Genomic DNA, 23,205 nt, shown 5'->3' with positions numbered 1-23,205 from the left:
TGCTTTTTTAGTGATTCTTTTCTGTTTCGTCCATTTCGATAAGAACAACTTCAATTCCGGCACGCTCCAGTAATGCCGCACCGTCGCTGCGCCGGTATTTTTGGTTGTAAACAACGCGTTTAATACCTGCCTGGATAATTAATTTGGCACATTCAATACAGGGAGATGTCGTTACATACATTGTTGCACCCATACTGCTATTGTGAGAGCATGCTACTTTTGTTATGGCATTGGCCTCGGCATGTAGAACGTACGGCTTGGTTTCATTGTTCTCATCTTCGCAGATATTTTCAAAACCCGCCGGAGTACCGTTATATCCATCTGATATAATCATTTTATCCTTAACAATCAAAGCCCCGACTTTTCTGCGTACGCAATATGAATTTTCAGCCCAGATAGCCGCCATTCTCATATAACGTTCATCCAGCAACTGTTGTTTATTTTTAGTCATATATTTCACCTCATTTTCGAAGCACAAAGATAATGAAAAGTTCACGATATGTTATTATAAGCGTGTTTTTTATCAGAAATTCATATTCGATAAGATGAGAGGTCTCAATTGTTCATTTTACTCCATAAAGACATGTAAATTATGATACGGCATGTGGCTAAAAAAATGTTTTATATCAATACAGTAGTTAAAGCAATTATTGTAGTATAAAATTGTTTTTTTCTACTACGCACAATCACAGATTGCTTGTATTACTTTTTTCCTAAGCAAAAAAAGTAATCAAAAATGCTTTGACGCCCACTTTATAGGTCGACCCATAACGGACTTAAAGGCTAAACGAAAAAACTCGCTCTGAATAGAGCATAATACGAATCTGTAGACAAGCTCAAACACGTTTTCGTTTTTTAGCCTTTTTCACCCTATGGGTACCCCGTCCATAAAGCAAATGGCGTCCGCTGACGCACGACAAGGCTGATGCATATTTGATTTAAGGGCTTTGCCCTCACTATGGCGTCCGCTCCCGCGCATTAGTGACGCTGGCGGGGCACCCAATCCGTAAAGCGGAGGTGTAGAGCAAAATACGGTAGCTGCTATACCTCGCTGATAATCCGGCTAAAGATGATTCCGTATTATTTTGCTCCACCGAAGCTGCGGTTTTGGGTCGCCGAGAAACGAAGCGCTAGTCTTTTGGTTCGTTTTGGGTAATACCAAAATGAACATTCAGACGAAACGAAGTGTAGTCAATAAAAAACCAATATTAAAATTACATACACTTCGTTTCTGTGAATCTTATTTCAACTACTGATTCGCATTATTACAGATTTGTTTTCAAAAACTTAATTACTTTTTCATACAGATAAGTACGGTTAGCCGCACCCCGTATCGAATGGTCTTTGTCTGTAAACACAAACATATCGAATTGCTTGTTTGCTTTTACCAGAGCAGCAGCATAGTCCATCGTATTCTGGAAATGTACATTATCATCTGCCGAACCGTGTATCAATAATAGATTCCCCTCCAGCTTATTTGCAAAATTGACAGGTGAGCCGGCTTCATATCCTGCATTGTTCTGCTGAGGTGTACGCATAAAACGTTCAGTGTAAACAGAGTCGTAGAAGCGCCAATCGGTTACTGGTGCAATTGCCACTCCGGCTTTAAATGTGCCGTTACCACGGCTCATACTCATCAGTACATTATACCCTCCGTAGCTCCATCCCCAGATTGCCATTTTGCTGCCGTCGATATATGGAAGTGTGGCAAAGTGTTTAGCGGCAGCCACCTGGTCATCCGATTCATAGATACCCAGATTCATATAGGTACATTTACGGAATTCTTCCCCTCTGGCTCCTGTGCCGCGTCCGTCTACACAGGCTACTATAAAGCCCTGGGTGGTCAGATAATCAGTCCAGTCCATACCATAACGATCCTGTACTTGCTGTGAGTCCGGTCCACTATATTGCACCATAACCAGCGGATATTTACGGGACGGATTAAAGTCGGCAGGCTTCATTATATATGCATTCAAATCCCTGCCATCAGCCGATTTTACAGTTATAAACTCTTTCTTGGGAAGAGTCATTAATGCCAGTGTTTTACTTAGAGCGGCATTGTCTTCCAGTACCCGTAGTTCTTTGCCTGTGGCGTCATGCACAGTGGTTATCTTTGGCGTAGATGTGTTGGAATAGCTGTTGATATAATATTTACCGTTTTCACTGAATGTCGCTTCATTTGTGCCTTGTTTAGCCGATAGCTTCGTTTTGATGCCTTTCACCATATCTACTTTATAAATGGCGCGTTGTAAGGGACTTTCTTCTGCAGCTTCGTAGAATACAGCTTTTGCAACAGGGTCTACGGCAAGCAGGCCGGTTACATCGTAATTGCCCGAAGTCAGTTGTTTCTGCATTACACCTGTATTGTCGTACAGATAGATATGGGCGTAGCCGCTTCTTTCGCTTACATATGTAAACTGATTCCCAAAGAAGTGTATTGTATTCAATGATTGGGAATCTACATAACGGCTATTCACCTCGTTTAGCACCGAGCGGGGAACGGCAGAACGGGCGTTGGTGAAGAACATTTCAAATTTATTCTGGTCACGGTTCAGAGTCATAATAGCCAGTTCGTCACCCGTAGGAAGGAATTCTATACGCGGGATGTACTCCGTGCTTTCAGGGATATTCATTTTGCGGATAGTCTTGGCATCTATATCGAACACATTACATGTTACTTTTGAGTTTTGTTCTCCTGCTTTTGGGTATTTGAATGTAAACAGCGACGGGTACAACTGATTGCCATACATCTGCATAGAATATTGCGGTACGGCGGTTTCATCGAAACGGACAAAAGCTAATAAGCCTCCGTCGGCCGAAAAATCCATCAGCCTGGTAGTTCCGAATTCTTCTTCGTATACCCAATCGGTACCTCCATTGATGATTTTATTTATTTCACCGTCTTTGGTTACCTGCGATTCTGTATCGTAATCGAATTTAGCCAGCCAGATATTGTTGTCTATCACATAAGCAAGCATACGTCCGTCGCGGGAAAATACCGGTACAGATTGTTTGCTTTTGTTTTCGGTCAGTTTGCGCACCAGATTGCGGCGCACATCATAGTAATAATAATTTGCTTTGAAAGAATGGCGGTATATGGACTCGGAATCATTGTATACGACCAATCGTTTTTCATCAGGGCTTATGAGAAAACCCTGAAATGAGTCGAATGTACAATCCCGGGCTTTTTTTACATTAAAAATCGTATCGGTAGGCAATCCTGTTTTATACGAATATTTGATAATCATTTTATTGTCCCTGTCGGCCTGAAAATATGATTCTCCGTCAGTTGACGATGTTACAGGTTGTACGCCACGTGCGTAATATTTTCCTGCATTAATATCCCTGAGGTCTAAACGTTGCGCATGGGCTGAAGTAAAGAGTAAGCCGGCAAGCAGCAATCCAAAAACATTTTTCATTCTTTTTTGTATTTTTATTTATTGCAAATATACCGATTTTTGTAAGAGTGGTATTTAGAGCCTGTTTAAATATTCGTGAAAAATTTAAACTGACCCTTATTTACGTCCAAGGATTCTTTAATGAGTTATTTACTTCCAATCCATGTGAGATTATGCCACAATCTTTCCAATGGACCTTGTTTGTGGCTTTTTAGCCACCATTTACACAATTGTACTTGTAAGAAGAAAGTTGCCAGTCCTATAAGCAGGCTTAACGCATATCCGCAATAAGGGGCAAGGTAAAGTCCGATAGGAAAATAAATCAATGCTCCGGTGATAGATTGTGTGATGTAATTAGACAAACTCATTTTTCCGTATAAACGCAGGTTTGAAACCATATTCCGGAATTTCTCCTTCTGATATAGCAGTACAAACGAGGATGCCAGTACAAAAGTGAATGCGAGCTTTTGCCACATATCCAATAATACAGCTATGCTTTGTTTTACTATGGCATTGTTGCTGGCCGACAATTCCACCCAAAGTTGATACAGCGGGGCGAATAATATAGCTGAAATGATTAGTGTCTTAATCCAGAATTTAATATTGCTATCCGACGAGATAAACAGTTTTTTTCTTCCGATAAGGAATCCGAGCAGAAAAAGTCCTGCGGTTTGCAAGAAGCGCCCTGCACCTATGGCCCAGAAAAGACTAGCTTTTTGTCCGAGTGTGATGTTTCCCCAAAGGAATTCACCCCAATTGCCACTTTTTGTATATTCTGCCACCTCTCCGTACATTCTGCCTACTCCGAGATCGGGTAGTGTATATGTGGGATTGAGCAGGCTGGCGATATAATGGAAGACCTCAATGGGCTGGCACAGAAAAATAATAGCAGTGATCAGTATAGCTTTTTCACTCCAGTTGCGGACAATGAACAGGAAAATACCGACTATGGAAAATAATAATAAAACATCTCCGGCAGGAAAGAATGCTGCGTTCAGTGTGGCAAAACCAACTAAAAGTACCAAGCGCCACAGGAAACGGTATCCGAAATCCCGGCCTTTGGCCTGCTGGTTTGCCAATTGGATATAGAAGGTAAAACCGAAAAGCAAAGCAAAGATGGCGTATGATTTGCCTGCAAAAAGAGTAAATATTATACTGAATACAGCTTTATCCAGAATATTCAGCCATTCGGGTTGCGATAGAGGATCGGGATATACAGGAAAAATGAAATGCTCAAGGCTGTGTACAAGTAAGATTGCCATAACAGCAAATCCACGGAGAGCATCAACAACTTCTATACGGGGCATTTTAGATAAAGGTGATTGTTCCATAATTGTTTTCAGGTATTAAGTAATAAATGATATTTATTGTCGTATTTAATTGTCTGATTGTTTTGTACAATAGCCATACCTTTTCTCGGACTTGCGGCCTTATCTCAGTCCTGCCGCGCCCTCCCGGGCTTGTCCTCACTTTTGGCATTGCCCAAAAGTAAGCAAAAGGCTAGCGCTAAGTTTTTCGGCGACCCACAGTCGGCTTGCCGGCTGATAGTGACGAATGGGCTATCGCCCCATCACCATCTACGCCTCCTGCACCGTGTGGGTGCCCCGCCTGCAGAACTAATGCGCGTCCGCTGACGCCTTAGGGGCGCGAAGCCCTTTGAACTCAAATAAGACAGCCTCTCGTCGCCGCATTGCGGTCTCGGCCTCGTCCCACAGGCGGGCACCCAATCCGTAAAGCGGAGGTGTAGAGCAAAATAGGGTAGCAGTTATACCCGGTCGATAATCCGACTAAAGATGACTTCGTATTATTTTGCCCCACCGAAGCTACGGTTTTGGGTCGCCGAGGGATGCAGCCTTGATTTTTTGGTTCGTTTTGCATCAAGGCAAAATGAATATTCTGACGAAACGAAGTGGAGTCAAAATTAATCAAACATTTAATTACGACAATAAATGCTTTACAAAACTTATATTGTAATTAAGTGCATAAAAATACATTAAATTACTTATAGAACCGTATTCCTGAAATAAAAAAGAACCGGCTTTCGCCGATTCTTTTATGTTTTTTAAATAAAAACGAGTTTGCTTTATTCTTTTTCTTTATACCATTTATACAAACTTCCGTCTACAAACTGGAAATACCATTCGTTCTTGAATTTGTCTTTGTACATGATAGTTTGGTTGTTATTGTCTTTCTGTTCAACCACAGTGTATTTGTCACCCATCAATGTCACGATTTGCTGGGGAGTCATACCCAACTGAACTTGTTTGAGCTGAGTATTGTAAGCAGTACCGCATGCTGTAAGCATTGCTGCTGCAAATAAAACGAAAAGAAGTTTTTTCATAATCGATATAGTTTGTATTTATTTTACTTGATAAACAACCATTCACGGGTATAAGTTCACCGGAACTTTTTCAGATACAAAATTACACTAAAAACCGATTGATCGGCAGTTTTATTCAATTAAGTTAAAAACGAGATTGTAAAGGATTTATTGTTAAAGGCTCTAAATAACTGCCAGGGAATTTGTGAACAGATTTGAAGATAATTATCTATATAGTTAGAGCTGATAGCCTTTAGCTGATAGCTTATAGTTCTTTGAAAAATTGATTGCCCCCTCCAACCTCCCCTCGGGGCAGGGTTGTTAAGTTCTCTACTTTGTTCTGTTATTTTCTGCTGTCATCCTGAGTGGAACGAAGGATCCCGACCCTGAAAAACGAGATGTTTCACTCCGTTCAACATGACACAGAGGGTAAAAAAATAGAACTTAACAGCTCTGCCCCGAGGGGAGGCCACAGAGAGGGTAAAAAGTAATAGGTAGAAAAAGCGTTACCTTTGTTACCTTTTAACTACATGTAGTTAATAAAAGTAAAAATGGCAAGATAGAAATAGTAATAAAGTGTCAGATGTGTCAGGTTTTAACATTGTATGGTTAATAAATGTATATTTTAGCAATAGTAACAACTGCTAATTTTTGTATTTGCTAATTTAATTGGCACATCGGCATATTAGATAATTTGCACATTAATTTTACCTTTGTATTACTCATAAAAACAGAGCTGATTAAATGATTCCATTCCTATATAATGTCGCTCAGGCATACTACAAATCTTACGGTCAGGATATAAGCCGTTATACGTTTGTATTTCCTAACCGTAGGGCAGGGATATTTTTTCAGCACTATTTGTCACAAATAGCAGGACGCCCGATTTTTTCTCCCGAAATACTGACTGTTACCGACCTCTTCGAAAAGTTGAGTCCGTATAAGAAAGCTGACCGGATCGAGATGCTTTTCTTATTGTATGATATTTATATACGGGTGAGCTTATCGACCGAGACTTTCGATGAGTTTCTCTATTGGGGCGAGATGCTGCTGAATGACTTCGACGATGTGGATAAATACCTTGTAGATGCACAGCAGCTATTTCGCAATATACATGACCTGAAAGAGATCGATGCCGGGTTCGATTATCTTACCGAAAGCCAGATAGAAGCTATCCGCCGCTTTTGGTCCAACTTTCTTCCAATAGGAGAGAATGATAAAAAAAAGGACTTTTTGGAGATGTGGGAGGTACTTTTCCAATTGTACACATCTTTGCGTGAGCAGCTTCATAACAAGGGTATGGCATATGAAGGAATGATTTTCCGTGATGTGACCGAGCGCTTGGCGAATGATATAGATTATGAGCTGCCTTTCGAAAAAGTAATCTTTGTAGGACTGAACGGGCACAGTAAATCGGAAGAAACACTTTTGAAGTATTTGCATAAACGGAAAATCGCTGATTTTTACTGGGACTACTCCTCTCCATTGGTTCGTGACCCTCAAAATAAAGCCTCATTCTTTATAGACAGGAATAAGATGCTTTTTCCTACACAGCTGACTCTGGAGCCGGAAGAATTGAGTATGGATCTGCCTGTAGTTGAGGTAATAGGCATTCCTTCGGCTGTAGGACAGGCTAAATATGTGCATACTATCATCAGGTCATTGATGGATGAGAAACAGATAACTTCGTCTACCCAAGCAATGAATACAGCTTTGGTGTTGCCTGACGAAAACCTGCTGTTACCGGCATTATATTCCATCCCCGGAGAGATAGATAAGATCAATGTAACAATGGGCTACAGCCTCGGTAATAGTTCTATTTCGGGATTGATGGAGCATGTATTTGAATTGCAGCGTAATATACGCAGGTCGGAAAACTATACGGGTTTTTATTACAAGCCGGTACTGGCGATACTCAACCACCGCTATATAACCAATGTGGCAAGTGACGAAGCCAAAGTGTTGCGGACAAATATTATCCAATATAATAAAACAACAGTTTCATCCCAGGATTTACAGAGTCATCCTCTTTTCCAACTCATTTTCAGACCAGTGTTCAACTGGCAGGATATACCCGGTTACTTACAGTCGATACTGTCAGCATTAAACAGGACATTATCCGTGAATGAGAAAAGCGAAGAAAAAGATGAGGATATAAATGCACGTTCTATCGATATTGAATGTGAATTTATTGTAGAGTATTATAAGACGATAAACAAGATGGACGAAGCTCTTAGAAATGTTTCGCCAGAAATGTCGGTAGATACTTATTTCAAACTGTTGCGGAAACTGATTGTCGGTATTAGTGTGCCTTTCAGAGGAGAGCCTCTGTCGGGCTTGCAGATAATGGGTGTATTGGAAACACGCGCCCTCGATTTCGACAATCTGATCATCCTGTCCATGAATGAAGGTATATTTCCGTTGAAGAAGGCCGCCAGTTCGTTCATCCCATATAATTTGCGTAAAGGTTTTGACCTGCCTACATACGAGCATCAGGACAGTATCTTTTCCTATCACTTTTACAGGATGATAAACAGGGCTAAACGTATTTATCTGCTTTATGATACCCGTACCGAAGGTTTGCAAACTGGTGAAGTCAGCCGCTACTATAACCAGATAAAGCATTTATATAACGACTCATTCGATATCCGCGAAAAACTCGCTGTATATAAAGTGTCGTCTACCGAAAGCCTTGCCATTTCCATACAGAAAACGCCTCAAATAATGGAAAAAATGAATGTTTTTCTGCAAGGCGGGGATAAACGATTGTCGGCCAGTTCCATTAATACATACCTGAATTGCCCCTTACAATTCTATTTTTCCGTAGTGGAGAATATGGAAGAAGAGGACGAGATCGCGGAAACGATTGAAGCCAGTACATTCGGTACTATATTTCACTCTATTATGGAATGGTTGTACGAGCCGTTTAAAGGTAAAATGATAACAGCCGATTTACTTCATAATATCAGTAAGAACAATAAGTTGCTGACAGAAATGATTGAACGGTCGTTTGCCGAAAACTATTTTAAGAGTGAAAAAGTAAAACGGCTGACAGGTCAGAACTATCTGACAGGGGAGGTTTTACGCAAATATATCAGGCAGGTGCTGGCCACTGACGCTAAACTTACGCCATTTATCTATATAGACTCAGAGGAGCGTGTCAAAAAAGACTATCTCCTGCCTTCGGGTAAAGTAGTCTCGCTGAAAGGCATTATCGACCGTGTGGATGAGGTGAGAGGTCATACCCGTATTATCGACTACAAGACGGGAAAAGGAGTGCTACGCTATAAGGAAATGAAGGATTTGTTCGACAAGGAGATGAAAGATCGTCCGAAGGCTGTTATGCAGGTGTTCATGTACTCACACCTGTATATGCTCGACCACCCTGATAAAATACTGGAACCGGGGATCTATTACTTGCGAAACCTTTTCGATAATAAGTTTGACCCTGATGTGATCAGTAAATCGGGTAGGGGAGACGGGCGTATTACCGATTTTTCGGAGTACAGGGCGGAGTTTACAGCATATTTTGATGCCTGCCTTGAAGAGATATTCGATCCTCAGGTGCCGTTTAGTCAGACTCCGACAGGTGAGGCGTGTAAATGGTGTATTTTTACGAATATATGCAAGAAGTAGGATTATAAGTACTTCTTTTATATAGATATTTTTTCTTCCAGAACAGAGTTTCCGGGTTTATCATAGTAAGTACACGTTTTAGTAAGTATATCTACTGTCCATTTGGCTATTCCTGTTTCAGCAGAATCTCTGCAAAAAGTCAAGTAATCAGTTTTTCCTTGTTGATGGGCTTTTAACTGATGTTTGAATTTTTTACTGTCTATTTCAGGTGAAATATGCAAATCTGTATACTCGCTATTCGACACAATGGTATGATCATCTTTTCCGACATATTCAGCATGTCCGTCATAGACATAAATACTATATTTTAACACTCCGAGGGATAATAACTCTTTGGTATATTGCGGAAAATCAGCGCCGCTTTTCATTTTTGAATGGGCTTCCTTTATTTGGGCTAATGTAAACATGGTATCCGGTTTTATTGATTAGATATGGATAGAACAATGATTTGGAATATAAAGTTTTGTAGGAGGGAAAACAACTGGTATTATTAGCTGATGGTAGGCTGAATTGTAGAACAATTTTATTGAGGATTGGAGAAAGATTATGGAATTTGTGGAAAATTTAACTCTAATTGAAAAACTATGAATAATTGATCATGAAAATTTTTATAATAACATTTGCTCTACTATCTATTTTAATTTCTTGTAACTATTCGCAAATGTCGATAGAAAAAGAAGACAAACCGATGTATTGGGAAACCCTTAAAATAGAATCAAGAAGCCAAACTATTATAATTAATAGATATGAAGAATATGGGGTACGAGATACTTGTGACTTTGAAGAAGTGAAAATTAATGAGTTTGTAATTGAATATAAACCGATAAATAGAGGTCAAGAGTATTTTAATATAAGCCAACAAGAAAAAGATTCATTATTCAAATACATTTACGATATTGTCACTAATCCTATTTATACAGAACAATTTGCAACCTGCTATGCAGGTAATATTTCTATTGGATTCAGTATAGGAAATACCTCTCAAATATGTAAATACAATTCAGTTGGAAATTGGACTACAATATCTCCTTCAACAAAACGATTGTATAGTTTACTAAAAGAAAAGACAAAAATACCAGAATTCTGATTTTATTGAACTCAATAATCAACTGCTACAGAACAAAAAAAAGCAACTGATTCCTCAATTGCTTTCTCTTTAGTTGCGGAGACCGGATTCGAACCGATGACCTCCAGGTTATGAGCCTGGCGAGCTACCACTGCTCCACCCCGCGATATTGTGAGTGCAAAAGTATGCATTTTATTATAACGCTCCAAATAAAAATGGCATTAATAAATAAAAAACTTTTGCTTGTTTTGTTATGTGCTGATTGAAAATGCATTAGCGTAGATGTTTTTTTACCAACTATAGTATAAGCCAAATCCCACTCTCTGATAATACGAGAAATATCCCCATTTGGAATCTTTTCTATCATATGGAATATTATCATCATACTTCACATATAAATAAAGCGAAGTACTAAAATAGCTGTTAAGTTTGAAATTTACGGAGTTTTCAAATTCGACATAGACTCTTTCATAGTTTGTAAAATATTTCAGGCGGGAGGTGAAATTTGTATACCTGTTACGGCTATAACTAACATTCAGGTTGTATGTAGAACCATACTCAGTTTTAGCTTTGTCTCCCTCATCTATACCAAACCATGTTTCATTGACCTTATCACTCCTTACATATTTGTAGTTGAGAGACAGTACCGAGATATCTGCAGTTATATTAAATTTCCTGTACTTGTCTGCTTTAGAAACTATTTCTTTTGCATATCTCATACCGACTCCGAGATTCAGTTCAAACGGGGATAGAAAGGCTCTCTGTCTTACCTTACTCGCATCATTTACATTATATCTGTTAAACAATGGAGTCTTCATTTCCAGGTTTGAAGAATAGGACCAGTTTTTAAATGCATTCACCCCAAAAGAGCTGTATGTTCTGAACAAGTCGTCCAATATATTTACTTTATTTACTGTGTCTGCCTTCATTTGTTGAATGCTAAGTCTCCATTCCAGTAGGTTATTGAAATATATCTTATCTTTCTTATAATTCAAATTTACTTTATGCTCACTATATATATTAAAGTTGTTTTCTCCTGACCAGTTATCGGAAAAGCTATTCTGACTTAAGTCTAATTTGTGAGAACCGTTTTTGAGCCAATATACAGGCTTAATTCTTATCTTTTCTATCTCAGGTGTACTTAATTCCACTGGATTGTCCGCGGTTATCAGCTCTTTCCAAGGATTTCGTTGTTCAACTACCTTTTCTTTTATAACAGAAGCATCCTTGAATGCCATCGCATTTAATCTTATCTGTTGCGGATTATTCATATAATATCTCCGTCTCATAGCTTCTATTTCTTCTGTTCGCTTAAGCAAAGGAGCAAATGTACTATCGGGTGATATCAGATAAAATGGTTCCGTCTCGGTAGAGACCGTATCTTTCGGTATAAAATCTAAGCTTGAGGGAAGTATCTTTCCGTCAAATACAACAGGAAGAAAGGCCGGTTCGAAAATAACCGTATCCCTGAATGATTTATAATTATCGAAAGGAATCCAGTCCGGTTCTACTATCAATAAACCGTTTTTGTCTCTAAGTGGTTGCAGATTTGCTTCGTGTATTTGATTGATATATGCAGTATCTATTTTCAGAGGGGCTGAAAATCCTTTTGTTGTATCTTTGGCTGAGATTTCTTTCAGCCTGGTATCAATATCTGTTATTTTATTCAACAGGCTGTCTTTATTGATTTTCGTATTATTTGTTTGTTGGGCACTAACTGATACGAACACAATAAAAAATATAATAAAACTGAAAAAGAACTTGAATACTCTCATTTCATTTATCTTTTTTCTATAAAAGAACATTCGACTGTTTTACGGGGTCTTGGATTTATTTATTAACTGTCTTTCCAAATCGCTATTGTTCATTGAGATAGGGCAATAAATACTTTCCTCTACTTACTAAGTTGCAAATTTAGTAATTTAATCTTAATTTTCATTTTAATTTATATTAAATGAGTTGTCTCCGATTCAGAGTACACAGATAAACAAAAAATGTAATTGTAATGCTAAATATATCGATTTGCATGTCGTTTGAATATTTTGATGTAAATTTGTAAAATATTAGAGAAACAAGCGGATATGAATACATTTGGCAATATTTTCAGGCTCACATCGTACGGCGAATCACATGGTGCTGCTATTGGTGGAGTTTTAGACGGATGTCCTGCGGGAATTGTAGTGGATATGGATTTCATACAAAATGAACTGAATCGCAGGCGTCCCGGGCAATCAAAAATTACTACACCTCGTAAAGAATCCGACGAAGTAGAGTTTTTATCGGGAATATATGATGGTAAGACCACCGGAACCCCGATTGGTTTTATTATTCGTAACAACAATCAGCATTCATCCGATTATGACAATCTGAAAGATATATATCGCCCGTCTCATGCCGATTATACCTATACTCAAAAGTATGGTATCCGTGATCATCGCGGCGGAGGGCGTTCATCGGCCCGTGAAACTATTGCCCGCTGTGTAGGTGGTGCATTGGCTAAGTTGGCTCTGAAACAGCTGAATATTGAGGTTACGGCTTATACTTCGCAAGTAGGTCATATCAAAGTGGAGAAAGCATATAATGGATATGACTTTTCCTTGATAGAATCTACACCAGTACGTTGCCCCGACTTGGGAAAGGCTGCAGAAATGATTTCTCTGATAGAAGAAGTTAAATCGAAAGGAGACACAATTGGAGGTGTTATTACTTGTGTTGTGACAGGAACTCCCGTAGGCTTGGGTGAGCCGGTCTTCGGTAAGCTTCATGCAGCATTAGGTAGTGCTATGCTTGGGATCAATGCTGTAAAAGGATTCGAATATGGAGATGGTTTCGATGTCAATCATCGCGGTTCCGAAGTTAATGATGTATTCTATAACGATAATGGACAGATAAAAACGCATACGAATCATTCAGGTGGTATACAGGGCGGTATATCCAACGGGCAGGATATTTATTTCCGTGTGGCATTTAAACCGGTAGCGACTATATTGATGCATCAGGAAACTATAAACAAAGAGGGTGAGCATACCGATCTTAAAGCCCGCGGGCGTCATGATGCTTGCGTACTTCCCCGAGCTGTGCCTATTGTTGAAGCTATGGCAGCGATGACGATTCTCGATTATTATTTGTTGAGTCAGGTGAATAAGTCCTTTTTATAAGAAAAGATAGTATATTGGTAAAGGGATAATTCAATTTTATATATAAAGAGCGAATTTGGTCTCTGCAAATAAAATAAAAGCAATCTCATTTGAGGTTGCTTTACCTTTTTATATCAGTCGTAGGGGACTTCAATATCCCTCTTTTACAACAAACTATCTATCACTTTTTCCATCTTCTCTATCGCATTGTCCCATCTGAAGCGTTGTACATATTCGTTGCCATTTTTAGCCAGTGATATACGATAATCATTATTCCTAATCAGGCAGATGATCCTGTCTGCCATCTGTTTTACATTTCTCACCTCTACAAGTAATGCGGTCTTGCCTTCAAAGGCATATTCCTGATGCCCTTCTATATCAGTACATATTAACGCACATCCACAAAACATGGATTCGACGGATACCAATCCGAAGCCTTCTGTAAAACTGTTGGAAATGAAAATAGCGTTACGATTATAAAGATCGCAAAGGTCGTCCGGTTCGCGAAAATATCGTATCCATTCGGGTAGTCCGTCCGGACAAGGTGAGATACCGAACAATTCTACATGCAGTTCGGGTATTGCTTCTTTCACAAGCTTTAATGCTTCCAATCCGTATCTAGAACCTTTAATTTCCTGTATAGAATAAGTCATGGCTACAGATAACGGATATCTGTCCTCGATCTTGTCTTTTATATAGTATTTTGTGTTGTCTATTCCATTTTCAATAAGTTCTATCCTGTTTTTGGTGTACTTACTCACAGTATTTTTCAGGTACGATGCCACAACTACATTTACAGTATCTTTCATGTCATAAGAAGCAAACAACAGATCTTCGTGTCCTTCCCAGTTCTCAAATCCCTGTATCAGGTTTATCTTCTTACCTTTGCTGATGTTCAGACTACCCATTTCCAACACTGTAGACCACCATGTAGCTATTACAACATCGGCATCGGGTATATATTTATCCTCTATACGAGGGACATAAGACATGCTAATATTAGGTTCAAAATCGAACCATATATCTCTTTTGAAGCCTTCTATTTTGGATAGCATACAACGGATGGAATAGGGTAGGCGGTATTTCATATGCCGGGTTCTTATGGGATATATAAGATGTATTTTAAAACCCCGCTTTGCCAACCGGTTCGCATATTCATACATCACCCGGAATCCTCCAGCCGGGCGTCGAGGCTTGAATGGCAGGATAAATGTTATTTCCACAGGTTCACCTTTTATCGCAATAATTTTTCCATTAGATGTTATTGCCAGAGTACCATGCTTTATATCTTCGCGTATTTCTTTTATCTTTTCAGTATATGCTTTCCTGTCTTCTAAATCCTGTACGGTTTCCGGTTGCCCCATATTCCCATAGAAAGGAATAATAGGTTCTCTCCAAATGTCATTTTCGGTCAGGTCGGATAGTTTATGTTTATATTTACGCATATAAGGATCGCTTTTTGTAATTACAAATATACGGAAAAACTATTAGAGCGAATTATATTACAATTAGGCACTGAAGTCTTTACTCCCTAATCGATCTGAATGAAGTAAAATAATAGATTGTAAAGTTGCTTTCATGAGAGCCTTATTATATATAAAGAGAGCGTAGGCAAAACTTTACCCATGAAAACTAAGCTTCATTTACGAATATATCCGAAAGTCATTGATAAAGGTTATCGAAAACTTCCGGATATAATACAATATATAAAAGTTGTGTTCTATTGATCTTTAACGCATCTTACAGATGCTCCCATCGATCTGGAAGCCGTTGTCGCAGATACAACAGGTCCTTGAAATGGAGAATAGTTAATAACTTCAGCTTTGGCCGAAGATTCTCCGGTTTTTGGAGTCGCAGTCCAATAATATCCTGTCGGATTAGACACTTCGATGGAATAGGTGAAAAGCCCCCCGGAAACAGCTCCTGTCTGACTACCTACACTTCCGGGCTTGTAGAATTGTCTGGCTATACGTTCGAAGCCATACGGATAAAAGCCCAGCTCAGTCCTGCTGGTAGAAGCATATGCATTGAGCATAAGCCCGATTCCATATCCTCCGCCTGTTCCGGCTTTGGTTACATTTGGAGCAGGATCCCATCCGGCTGATTCAAACTTAGCCCAAGGAGATTTACTGGCACTGCTATATGCAGGTACACGCCATCCTGCAGGACAAGGATCGAACATTGATTTTTTACCCGTTTCAGTCCATAAGGAGTTGTCTCCTCCAGCTCCCGTATCGTCCGATGTAAACCAGTCGAAAGGAGGAAATGAAGACTTATATTCTCCATAGTAATAAGTCGTAGGATTCTGTATTGATTTTTTCAGGTTGGAAGTTGTGTTTGCTGCAACTTCTACATGTTTTATTCCATTTCCCGAAGCTCCCGAAAAGTCAAATTCATTTTGTTCAGTCAGTACATTATTGTTAATGTCATATAACTCACGTATATCAGGATCATTATAAAATGATGTGGAAGCTGTGAAAGGGTCTTTTCTTCCCCACTGATATAATAATCCCATGGCATCCTCGAAATAAGGTTCGGAAGGTGCAGCTCCTGCATCCATTTTTACAGCCCCCAGATTACGATCCATAAAAATATAAGTAGCCTCTCCGTTATCATGTGTATAGGATGTAGCTTCAGGATCAAAACCTGTTACCCATATATGCCATGACCAATATATGGGATCTGTGGCATCTCCGTTGGGGCCTATATGTATACCCACCAGAGCATTGCCTTCGGTGCTTCCTGCCTTAGTGGTAACTTTAAATTTAGAAAAACCGCCTTTATCTCCAGTCGATAGTTCAACTTTTTCTATGAGGTCTTTTTTATCTTGCCAAATCAGATCAACAAAAACTTTTGCTTTGTCATCGAAAGTCCCTAAATCGGAACGCTGTTCCCATACCAGATATGGCTTACCTACTGGTATTTCTTCAGACACTCCTCCGTTAGGCGGGACAATGTAACAATTCGGAGAATTTATCAATTCCGGATCAAGTGGATTATAGCATGGTTCCGGTAATCTTATCCATTGAATGCCATCCCATACATGTAATCCCGGGCATAAGCCGACCTCCAATGAATCTGTAATGTTGTAAACTAATAAACCAATGTGTGACTCTTTGTCTCCAGCCTGAAGGTCTTCAGTTTTGATACACGGATCCATCTTATCTAGTCCTATCAGATATACGCGGGCATTCAAAAGGCCTTTTGTAGAATTGGAGTTGATATTATCGTTTTGCTTCAAATCAAGTAAAGCTCCATCTAAAGGAGTAAGATTTGAGCCAACAGTTACTTGTGCGTCGACCTGTACTGAAATAATTATAGCCAACAGCAACAGGTACAAAAATCTGTGTGTTTGTAGTTTCATGTCAAAATTTATTAACGTTCTTTATTATCAATTTGTCTTATGTCTTTTTGCCTTAATGTCTATTCAAAAATAGTATAATAAATGTGCTAAGTTTGGTAAGCCTATATTGTAAATTTTATGATTAAGTATTCAATGCATAATTTTTTAATAGTGAACTAAATAATTAAGAAGATAAGATGGAGACAAATTTCTCAGTTGTGTAGATACTTTTACTTATTACTACTCTCATATTACAATTAACTTGCTAACTGTTACTGTTTCCTAAAAAAACAGACAGACGCAAATTATATATGATAGCTTTTGTTTGCTTCATTTCATTGCTGCTAAAGTCAAATTGTTTTGAATTTGAGTCTTTTGTCTTTATTAAATCTTCGGCAGTAAAAGTAATTTATCAAAACTTATAAAAAGGGGATATTTAAGTGTATTAACTCTTTCCGTAAGCGATGTATGTGTGTTTTCTTAAAGGTAGTGTCGATAGTTGACATGCTTTTTGAGTGAAGGTGTCTATTTTGTGATTTATTTGTGTTACGGTATAGTTGGTTGGTCGAAAAATGGACTTTTTATGTGTTAAATATTGTCAGAAAAGGTATGCTGGCCGATTGATCGGAAAAAGTATAAAGGGATTGTTAGGGTATAGAATGAATCCCTGTAAAGAATATTCCGTCCCGATATAAATAGCCAGACGTATAAACAGGTTATTCAGATAGCTTTTTGTAGCGCGGGCCAAAGGGATAGTATCCGGCTTTTTTGCGAAGCTTGTATTTGCGATACAGGTTTAAAGGCTTCTTTTTTATCTTACCTTTATAGTGTGCAATGAAGTCGTCGACAGAATCGAGAATACGAGCCGATGATTTACCATCACGAAAAGGATGTACTTCTTCCATAAACAGCCTGATATTTTCCATCAGATCAGCTGGTCGTTTCAGGGCTTTCTCCAATGCCTCTTCGAGCAGATCAGGGGTATCTATGTTTATAAGATGGTTAGCCGGAAACGTGTTTTTGTATGTTACAGCCGGTTTGTTAAACCAGAGATATTCATAAATAACAGATGAGGTATCGCTTAACATTACATCTGATTGCCGGAATAGGTCCGCTTTATCCTCCGTTTCACAAAAAACAGCATTGCCATATTGTTGAGCCAGAATTTTGTAACGGTCAACAGTTTCTTTAACCATCTTAGGATGAAAAGAAAACAACCATATCCAGTCTTTCTTTTTCAGTAGTTCTTCTATCTTATCATGAAGGACTGAGGCCGATTCCATATTTTTAGTAAAAGTGGGTGCAAATACAATAGTTGGTTTCGTACTTGAAGTTTCGCCTTCGGGAGAGGGAAGCCATCCGTCAAACTTACTCCAGCCGGTCTCATATACTTTAAAGAATCCGTATTTTTGTTCCAACTCTTTAAAACGCGGTGTAAACATTGGGCTGGTGGTACAGTAAATGTCGAAGAATCCCCGGATTTTGTAGTGGTCGCCATAATCACCCCGTTTGTAGTATAATCCGTGAAATACTTCTACTTTCAGCCCCGGGAAAAAGTCATAAACACGTACCCCCGGAACAAATACTGCAATGGGGTTGTATTCCATGACTTCTTTGATTGTTTTCAATTGTTTCTCGTTGTCATATAGGCATACGGGAGCAGAATCTTCGATATACCATGCTACGTCGTCGCCTCTTCTCCATATTTCGTTTTGTAAAGGACGAAGGATGGTGTATGAATACGATAGGGAAACAAAAAACAAATACTTCTTCATGAATACAGGCATCAATTTATCATTCCGAGCACAAAAATATAAAAAAGATAAGGTAGAACAACCTTTTATAATCTTTTATTCTCGACCAGCCGACTCATTATCTGGCAATCATATAAAAGGCGGCTCATAAAGCCACCTTTTTCTTCTATCTGTTCCTTGTATTCTGATCAATATCCCGGATTTTGTTTAATATTCGGATTGTTATCAATTTCTCTTTGAGGTATAGGGAGTAATTTGTTATAGTCCAGTGCTCCGAATTGGCCAAGCGTGGTTATCAGTATATCCCATCGGTTGAGGAGCATATAATCAAAACCTTCTTTATTCATTTCATCCTTCCACAGTTTACGAATGGCGTCTCTCAGTGTTTGGGCTGTTATACCGTCATAGTATAAAGGTTTTCCTTTTGCTGCTAATATCTCATTGATACTTAAGGTTGCATCAGCAATTTTACCTAACTCCAACTCGCACTCGGCTAAAGTGAGCATTACTTCGGTAAATCTCACCGGATGGGTATATTTCCCTTTTTGATCAGGAATATCTGTGATTACATAGCCTCCCAGCATAACTTCTGCATTGGTTTCATGATCGGAGCTGTTACTGTTATCCGGTAAATAATAATTTCCTCTGTTAACGACATCGAGTGCCAATTGACGAGCCTTCGCGTATTCATGTTCATTCGTATACAACCGTGCAACAAGAGCTCTTACCACATCGGCTTCGGGACGAGATACCTTATCTATAAGGCTTTCTATATAATGCAATACTTCAGCTTTCGGATTTCGTGTTACATTCAGAACTTCGTCTACAGTGAGAGGTCTGGTAACGATTACCAAGTCTCCATAATAGCTGGTCATTACTGTATATACATAAGCATATTGAGCCCAAAGCCTGGCTGCCATCTTGTTCCATTCTTTTTTGATATGTTCGGGGTAACCCGGCTCTTCGATGATTGTAGCTACTTTGAGAAAGTTATTGATATATCTATATCCTCTGTCATACATAAATTCTGACGATCTTAGATTATATAAATCCGGATACCGTAAATTATTTTCTTCGGGAGCGGATAGTCGTTTATTGGTGGTATAATTGAAAGAGACAAACGACGTAAATGTCTCATCGAGGCTTTCTTTTATCAAAGGCAGATTCTCTATCGTAATAAAACCCTCAGGCAGTATTAAATTGTTTGAAACGATGAAAATATCGTCAGTTTCATTGTTTTCTGCAAAAAAGTATTTAGTAGAGAGCATATCTTCTTTATTGATGATTCCGTCACCATTGATATCAGATAGCTTTAGTGTTCCTGGCTTTACTAGATCAAGAGATGTGTTTGTTCTGTACTGGGCATATGAATCTATTTGACTTTGGGATGTAAATATTCCTCTTACCAGATACCCGTTAAATATAGGCCCTTTCAGATCTTTTCTTACAGTATAATAAAGTCCTTCTGCATAGTTATGCCTATATATACCTATACCTTTATCGTCTGTTCTTATGCTATCTATGGCAGCATATATTTCCCCGTTCTTTTTGTAAAAAGTAATAGTGGAATTTTCCGAAACGGAACTTTCCTTATTGTTTTCAGAAGACCACTTTTCATTACATTCATGGATAGTAAAGGTCATTTTATATTTTGTATCCGGGATATCCTTTACTTCGGGTACAGTTTTTGAAACAACATATATATAACTGTTGCCCGCTTTTTCCGGAGCATTTGAGGCCAGTGGAATTCCATTGATCTGTATTTGTCCATTCACTTTTGTTGCATATAAGACATCGTCTGATATGCTTTTAAGAATCAGAGTATCACTTCCAAGTTGCCCGAAATCTTGATTACCCTTTACTATGTGACGTTTCAGTGCCTCTGCTGTATACCCATAGTAGCCGGATTCGGTTGCTTTGACTGTAGGATCTTTTATGGCTAACACAGTTAGCTGGGTTTCTTCAAAGTCGAGCTCGGGAGTTAATTTCTTCAGTGCATTCGTGAAGCCCGATACTTCGGATATCTTCTCCAGGCCTTTTACAACTTCCAGCATCTCTTTTTGGCCGGCCGAAGGAAGTGGGTTTTCATCTTTCTCTTTATCCTCGCAGGCTATCATTATAAACGAAAGGAATAGCATGGCAATGCATAGGTTAAGGGCTTTTTTCATTGTCTTTTAGGGTTAATATTAGTAGTTAGGTAATAAAGATAGTAAAAGAATAGGATAAGGCAATACTGATTTATATTTCTATTCAATCACAATGTCAAACTGGCTCAGCAATCCGGCTAATCCGTCTTTCGAGAAACGGGCTTTTTTTATCTGGTTTTGGCTAAGGTCTATTATATAGTTGAATGCAGAGGTGAAGTTTACCTCTTGTATATTAGAATTGTAGAATATAGCTTCGTTCAGGTCACAGTTGATGAATTTCGATTGCTTGAGATCAGCACCTGCGAAGTCTACACCTTTGAGCGATGAATCTTTGAAATGTGTTTTTATCATCTTCCGTTTCTCGAACGAACTGTAGTCCAGCATACATTTATCAAAACCCACCTGAAAAATAAAATCGTGACAGTGGTTAAATTTCACACCCAGTATTTTACAGTTTCTAAACTCTGCGTTATTCAATGTGGTTTGCGATAGATCGGTCATGGCGAAATTACAGTCGGTAAAGACACAATCGGTAAAACTGCAACCTGTAATCCTGGCATTGGAGAAATCACATTTCGAGAATGTACATTGGTCAAATGTTTCTTTACTTATCCCATTGGCGTAGGATATACTTTCCAATAGCTTATCTTCATGTATAACTGTCATTCCCTTATTACTTTTACTTCCCCCGATTTACCTAGTTTAATGATGCTTGAAGCTTTTGATTTGGAAATGTCGTCTTGTCTGTATTCGACAATATAGTCCACTCCGTTTTTGATCTCATCACTTATCTCACTGAAATTTGCAGGAGATGGCTCTCCACTTACATTGGCGGATGTAGAAACAAGCGCTTTGCGGAAACGTTTACAAAGCTCTTGTGAAAAGCTTTCCTTTGTAACGCGGATAGCAAGACTGCCATCTTCCGCTATCAGGTTGGGTGCCACATTGCGGGCATTATCATATATTATGGTAAGAGGCTTATCAGATATTTCTATCAGGTCCCATGCTATTTCGGGCACTCCATCTATATAGAAATCGAGCTTCACAGGGTTGTCTACCAGTGTAATAAGCGCTTTGCTATCTACACGCTTCTTCAATTCATATACTTTCCGTACTGCCTCCTCATTGGTTGCATCGCAACCGATTCCCCAGATAGTATCGGTTGGGTAAAGGATAAGGCCTCCTGCTACCAGTACGTCGAAAGCCTTTTTTATATCTTCGTTCATTGTAATTGTTTAAACTACTTGTTGTTAATTAATTGAGATAATTGTACGTCTTCAAACTTATCACCTCTTTGTATCCACTCTTTAAGTATACCGACTTCTTTGTATCCGGCTTTCGCGAAAAGCCCGATACTCTTTATATTGCTGACGGATATGTATGCATACAACTGATGAAGGTATAGAAAATTGAAGGCGTAATCGGCCATCAGGCTTAGAGCTTGCGAAGCATAGCCTTTCTTGCGATATGTTTCGTCTATCAGTATTCCGATACCGGCCCGGCGGTTATGTGCATCTATTTCATACAAGTCTATTGTTCCGATAGTGGTTTTGTCGTCGGTCAGGTCTATCATCAGGCGTAGTTGCCTGCTCTGGAAAATGTCCATTTCCAATGCATCATTTATATACTGCCGCAATACGAGCTTTGAATACGGGGCAAGTGTATTGCCATGCACCCACAGCGCAGTAGAATTTTCCCAGCAATAGAGTTGGTCTAAGTCTTCAGGCTCCACAGCCCTTAACGATATATGTGTATTCTTCAGCAACATGTTTTCTAATAATGAGTTATAAATGATGCATTACGAATCGCCTGCACCACTCTTAATTTTTAATTATTCATTCTTAATTATTTCAGTATCTGTTGTTCTCAAACATTTCCCCCAGACGGATAAAGAAATTCTTCTTCCTGCGTCGTATACGTTGGTTTTCACCTGATGACATCATTATCCTTTCAAATGAAGTTTCACCTCTTTCCATTGCTTTTATTGCATGGTAGATAACTCCCCAGTCGGGCAACCCGCCCAGATTGCGGTCGTCGATAAACATTTCGGCATTCAACTTGCGTGAGGCGGTCGATACATCTTCGTCGGGATGGTTCTTGTTGGCTGCATAGAATTTCAGGCCTTTCTTTTCACAATAGTTTATTGCCTCCTGAAGTAAGTCGCCGTCGCGTACTGTCCACATGAGGAGAATATGCCCTTCTTTCTGTAGTTGGAGCAATGTCTCTATAGCGAAAGGTATTGCTTTACCTATCTTAGGGTATTCGTGCTCTACAATTGTTCCGTCAAAATCTACTGCGATTACCATATGTTTGATTGATTACAAGTTTCAACATTGTATTGTTGTTAAGAATAATGCAAATATAACAATAAATTACAGTTGCGGGTTGTTGGATAATTCTTCAC

The 23,205-nt window shown here is 39.0% G+C and carries 18 protein-coding genes and 1 tRNA gene; 4 read left to right on the top strand and 15 right to left on the bottom strand.

Translation table 11 applies throughout. The annotated features are described in order from the left end of the window. Positions 1 to 7: 7 nt before the first annotated feature. From QZL88_RS03030 to QZL88_RS03020, 3 genes are all read right to left on the bottom strand, one after another. Positions 8 to 451, bottom strand: a complete 444-nt coding sequence (locus tag QZL88_RS03030) for a dCMP deaminase family protein (RefSeq protein WP_006799525.1) — start codon at positions 449 to 451, stop codon at positions 8 to 10. Positions 452 to 1,265: 814 nt separating this feature from the next. Continuing rightward, on the bottom strand, positions 1,266 to 3,419 hold the full coding sequence (locus tag QZL88_RS03025) for a S9 family peptidase (RefSeq protein ID WP_296938546.1): 2,154 nt from the start codon (positions 3,417 to 3,419) through the stop codon (positions 1,266 to 1,268). 125 nt (positions 3,420 to 3,544) lie between these two features. Beyond that, positions 3,545 to 4,729, bottom strand: a complete 1,185-nt coding sequence (locus QZL88_RS03020) for a DUF418 domain-containing protein (RefSeq protein ID WP_296938545.1) — start codon at positions 4,727 to 4,729, stop codon at positions 3,545 to 3,547. A gap of 57 nt (positions 4,730 to 4,786) precedes the next feature. Between QZL88_RS03020 and QZL88_RS03015 the strand changes: the two genes are divergently transcribed. After that, entirely contained in the window at positions 4,787 to 5,032 is a 246-nt protein-coding gene (locus tag QZL88_RS03015) for a hypothetical protein (RefSeq protein ID WP_296938544.1), read from the top strand. A gap of 449 nt (positions 5,033 to 5,481) precedes the next feature. Here QZL88_RS03015 and QZL88_RS03010 read toward each other — a convergent pair whose 3' ends face one another. Beyond that, on the bottom strand, positions 5,482 to 5,739 hold the full coding sequence (locus tag QZL88_RS03010) for a hypothetical protein (protein WP_006799522.1): 258 nt from the start codon (positions 5,737 to 5,739) through the stop codon (positions 5,482 to 5,484). 723 nt (positions 5,740 to 6,462) lie between these two features. Here QZL88_RS03010 and QZL88_RS03005 point away from each other — a divergent pair. Then, positions 6,463 to 9,354: a PD-(D/E)XK nuclease family protein gene (locus QZL88_RS03005; RefSeq protein WP_296938543.1), complete on the top strand. Its 2,892-nt coding sequence runs from the start codon at positions 6,463 to 6,465 to the stop codon at positions 9,352 to 9,354. A gap of 17 nt (positions 9,355 to 9,371) precedes the next feature. Here the strand turns inward: QZL88_RS03005 and QZL88_RS03000 are convergent, their stop codons facing one another. After that, positions 9,372 to 9,761: a DUF1398 family protein gene (locus QZL88_RS03000; RefSeq protein WP_296938542.1), complete on the bottom strand. Its 390-nt coding sequence runs from the start codon at positions 9,759 to 9,761 to the stop codon at positions 9,372 to 9,374. A gap of 191 nt (positions 9,762 to 9,952) precedes the next feature. On the opposite strand from QZL88_RS03000, the gene QZL88_RS02995 reads away from it, so the two are divergent. Further along, positions 9,953 to 10,441, top strand: coding sequence for a hypothetical protein (locus tag QZL88_RS02995; protein ID WP_296938541.1), 489 nt, complete (start codon positions 9,953 to 9,955; stop codon positions 10,439 to 10,441). A gap of 73 nt (positions 10,442 to 10,514) precedes the next feature. On the opposite strand, the gene QZL88_RS02990 is transcribed toward QZL88_RS02995, so the two are convergent. Together QZL88_RS02990 and QZL88_RS02985 are read right to left on the bottom strand one after the other, a co-directional pair. Then, a tRNA-Met gene (locus QZL88_RS02990) sits at positions 10,515 to 10,586 on the bottom strand. Positions 10,587 to 10,710: 124 nt separating this feature from the next. Then, complete coding sequence (locus QZL88_RS02985; protein ID WP_296938539.1) at positions 10,711 to 12,195, bottom strand: DUF3078 domain-containing protein; 1,485 nt, start codon at positions 12,193 to 12,195, stop codon at positions 10,711 to 10,713. Positions 12,196 to 12,501: 306 nt separating this feature from the next. Between QZL88_RS02985 and aroC the strand changes: the two genes are divergently transcribed. Next, positions 12,502 to 13,578 (top strand): chorismate synthase, encoded by a 1,077-nt coding sequence (gene aroC, locus QZL88_RS02980; RefSeq protein WP_296938538.1) that lies wholly within the window; start codon positions 12,502 to 12,504, stop codon positions 13,576 to 13,578. A gap of 143 nt (positions 13,579 to 13,721) precedes the next feature. Here the strand turns inward: aroC and QZL88_RS02975 are convergent, their stop codons facing one another. The 8 genes from QZL88_RS02975 to QZL88_RS02940 form a co-directional block, all read right to left on the bottom strand. Next, complete coding sequence (locus QZL88_RS02975; protein ID WP_296938537.1) at positions 13,722 to 15,002, bottom strand: glycosyltransferase family 4 protein; 1,281 nt, start codon at positions 15,000 to 15,002, stop codon at positions 13,722 to 13,724. A gap of 275 nt (positions 15,003 to 15,277) precedes the next feature. Continuing rightward, positions 15,278 to 16,921, bottom strand: a complete 1,644-nt coding sequence (locus QZL88_RS02970; RefSeq protein ID WP_296938536.1) for a hypothetical protein — start codon at positions 16,919 to 16,921, stop codon at positions 15,278 to 15,280. 695 nt (positions 16,922 to 17,616) lie between these two features. Then, entirely contained in the window at positions 17,617 to 18,675 is a 1,059-nt protein-coding gene (locus tag QZL88_RS02965) for a CDP-glycerol glycerophosphotransferase family protein (RefSeq protein ID WP_296938535.1), read from the bottom strand. 167 nt (positions 18,676 to 18,842) lie between these two features. Continuing rightward, on the bottom strand, positions 18,843 to 20,822 hold the full coding sequence (locus tag QZL88_RS02960; protein ID WP_296938534.1) for a RagB/SusD family nutrient uptake outer membrane protein: 1,980 nt from the start codon (positions 20,820 to 20,822) through the stop codon (positions 18,843 to 18,845). A 78-nt stretch (positions 20,823 to 20,900) separates the two neighbouring features. Further along, positions 20,901 to 21,467, bottom strand: coding sequence for a pentapeptide repeat-containing protein (locus tag QZL88_RS02955; RefSeq protein ID WP_296938533.1), 567 nt, complete (start codon positions 21,465 to 21,467; stop codon positions 20,901 to 20,903). Next, positions 21,464 to 22,027, bottom strand: a complete 564-nt coding sequence (locus QZL88_RS02950) for an L-threonylcarbamoyladenylate synthase (RefSeq protein WP_296938532.1) — start codon at positions 22,025 to 22,027, stop codon at positions 21,464 to 21,466. The genes QZL88_RS02955 and QZL88_RS02950 overlap by 4 nt, the downstream gene beginning before the upstream one ends. 14 nt (positions 22,028 to 22,041) lie before the next feature. Further along, on the bottom strand, positions 22,042 to 22,569 hold the full coding sequence (locus QZL88_RS02945; RefSeq protein WP_296938531.1) for a GNAT family protein: 528 nt from the start codon (positions 22,567 to 22,569) through the stop codon (positions 22,042 to 22,044). Between the two features lie 82 nt (positions 22,570 to 22,651). Continuing rightward, positions 22,652 to 23,107: a BT0820 family HAD-type phosphatase gene (locus QZL88_RS02940; RefSeq protein ID WP_296938530.1), complete on the bottom strand. Its 456-nt coding sequence runs from the start codon at positions 23,105 to 23,107 to the stop codon at positions 22,652 to 22,654. Positions 23,108 to 23,205 lie beyond the last annotated feature (98 nt).

The organism is uncultured Dysgonomonas sp., assembly GCF_900079725.1.
In the GTDB taxonomy this organism is placed as follows: domain Bacteria; phylum Bacteroidota; class Bacteroidia; order Bacteroidales; family Dysgonomonadaceae; genus Dysgonomonas.
The sequence above is the reverse complement of the archived record's forward strand: the minus strand, read 5'-3'. Positions and strand labels throughout refer to the sequence as shown.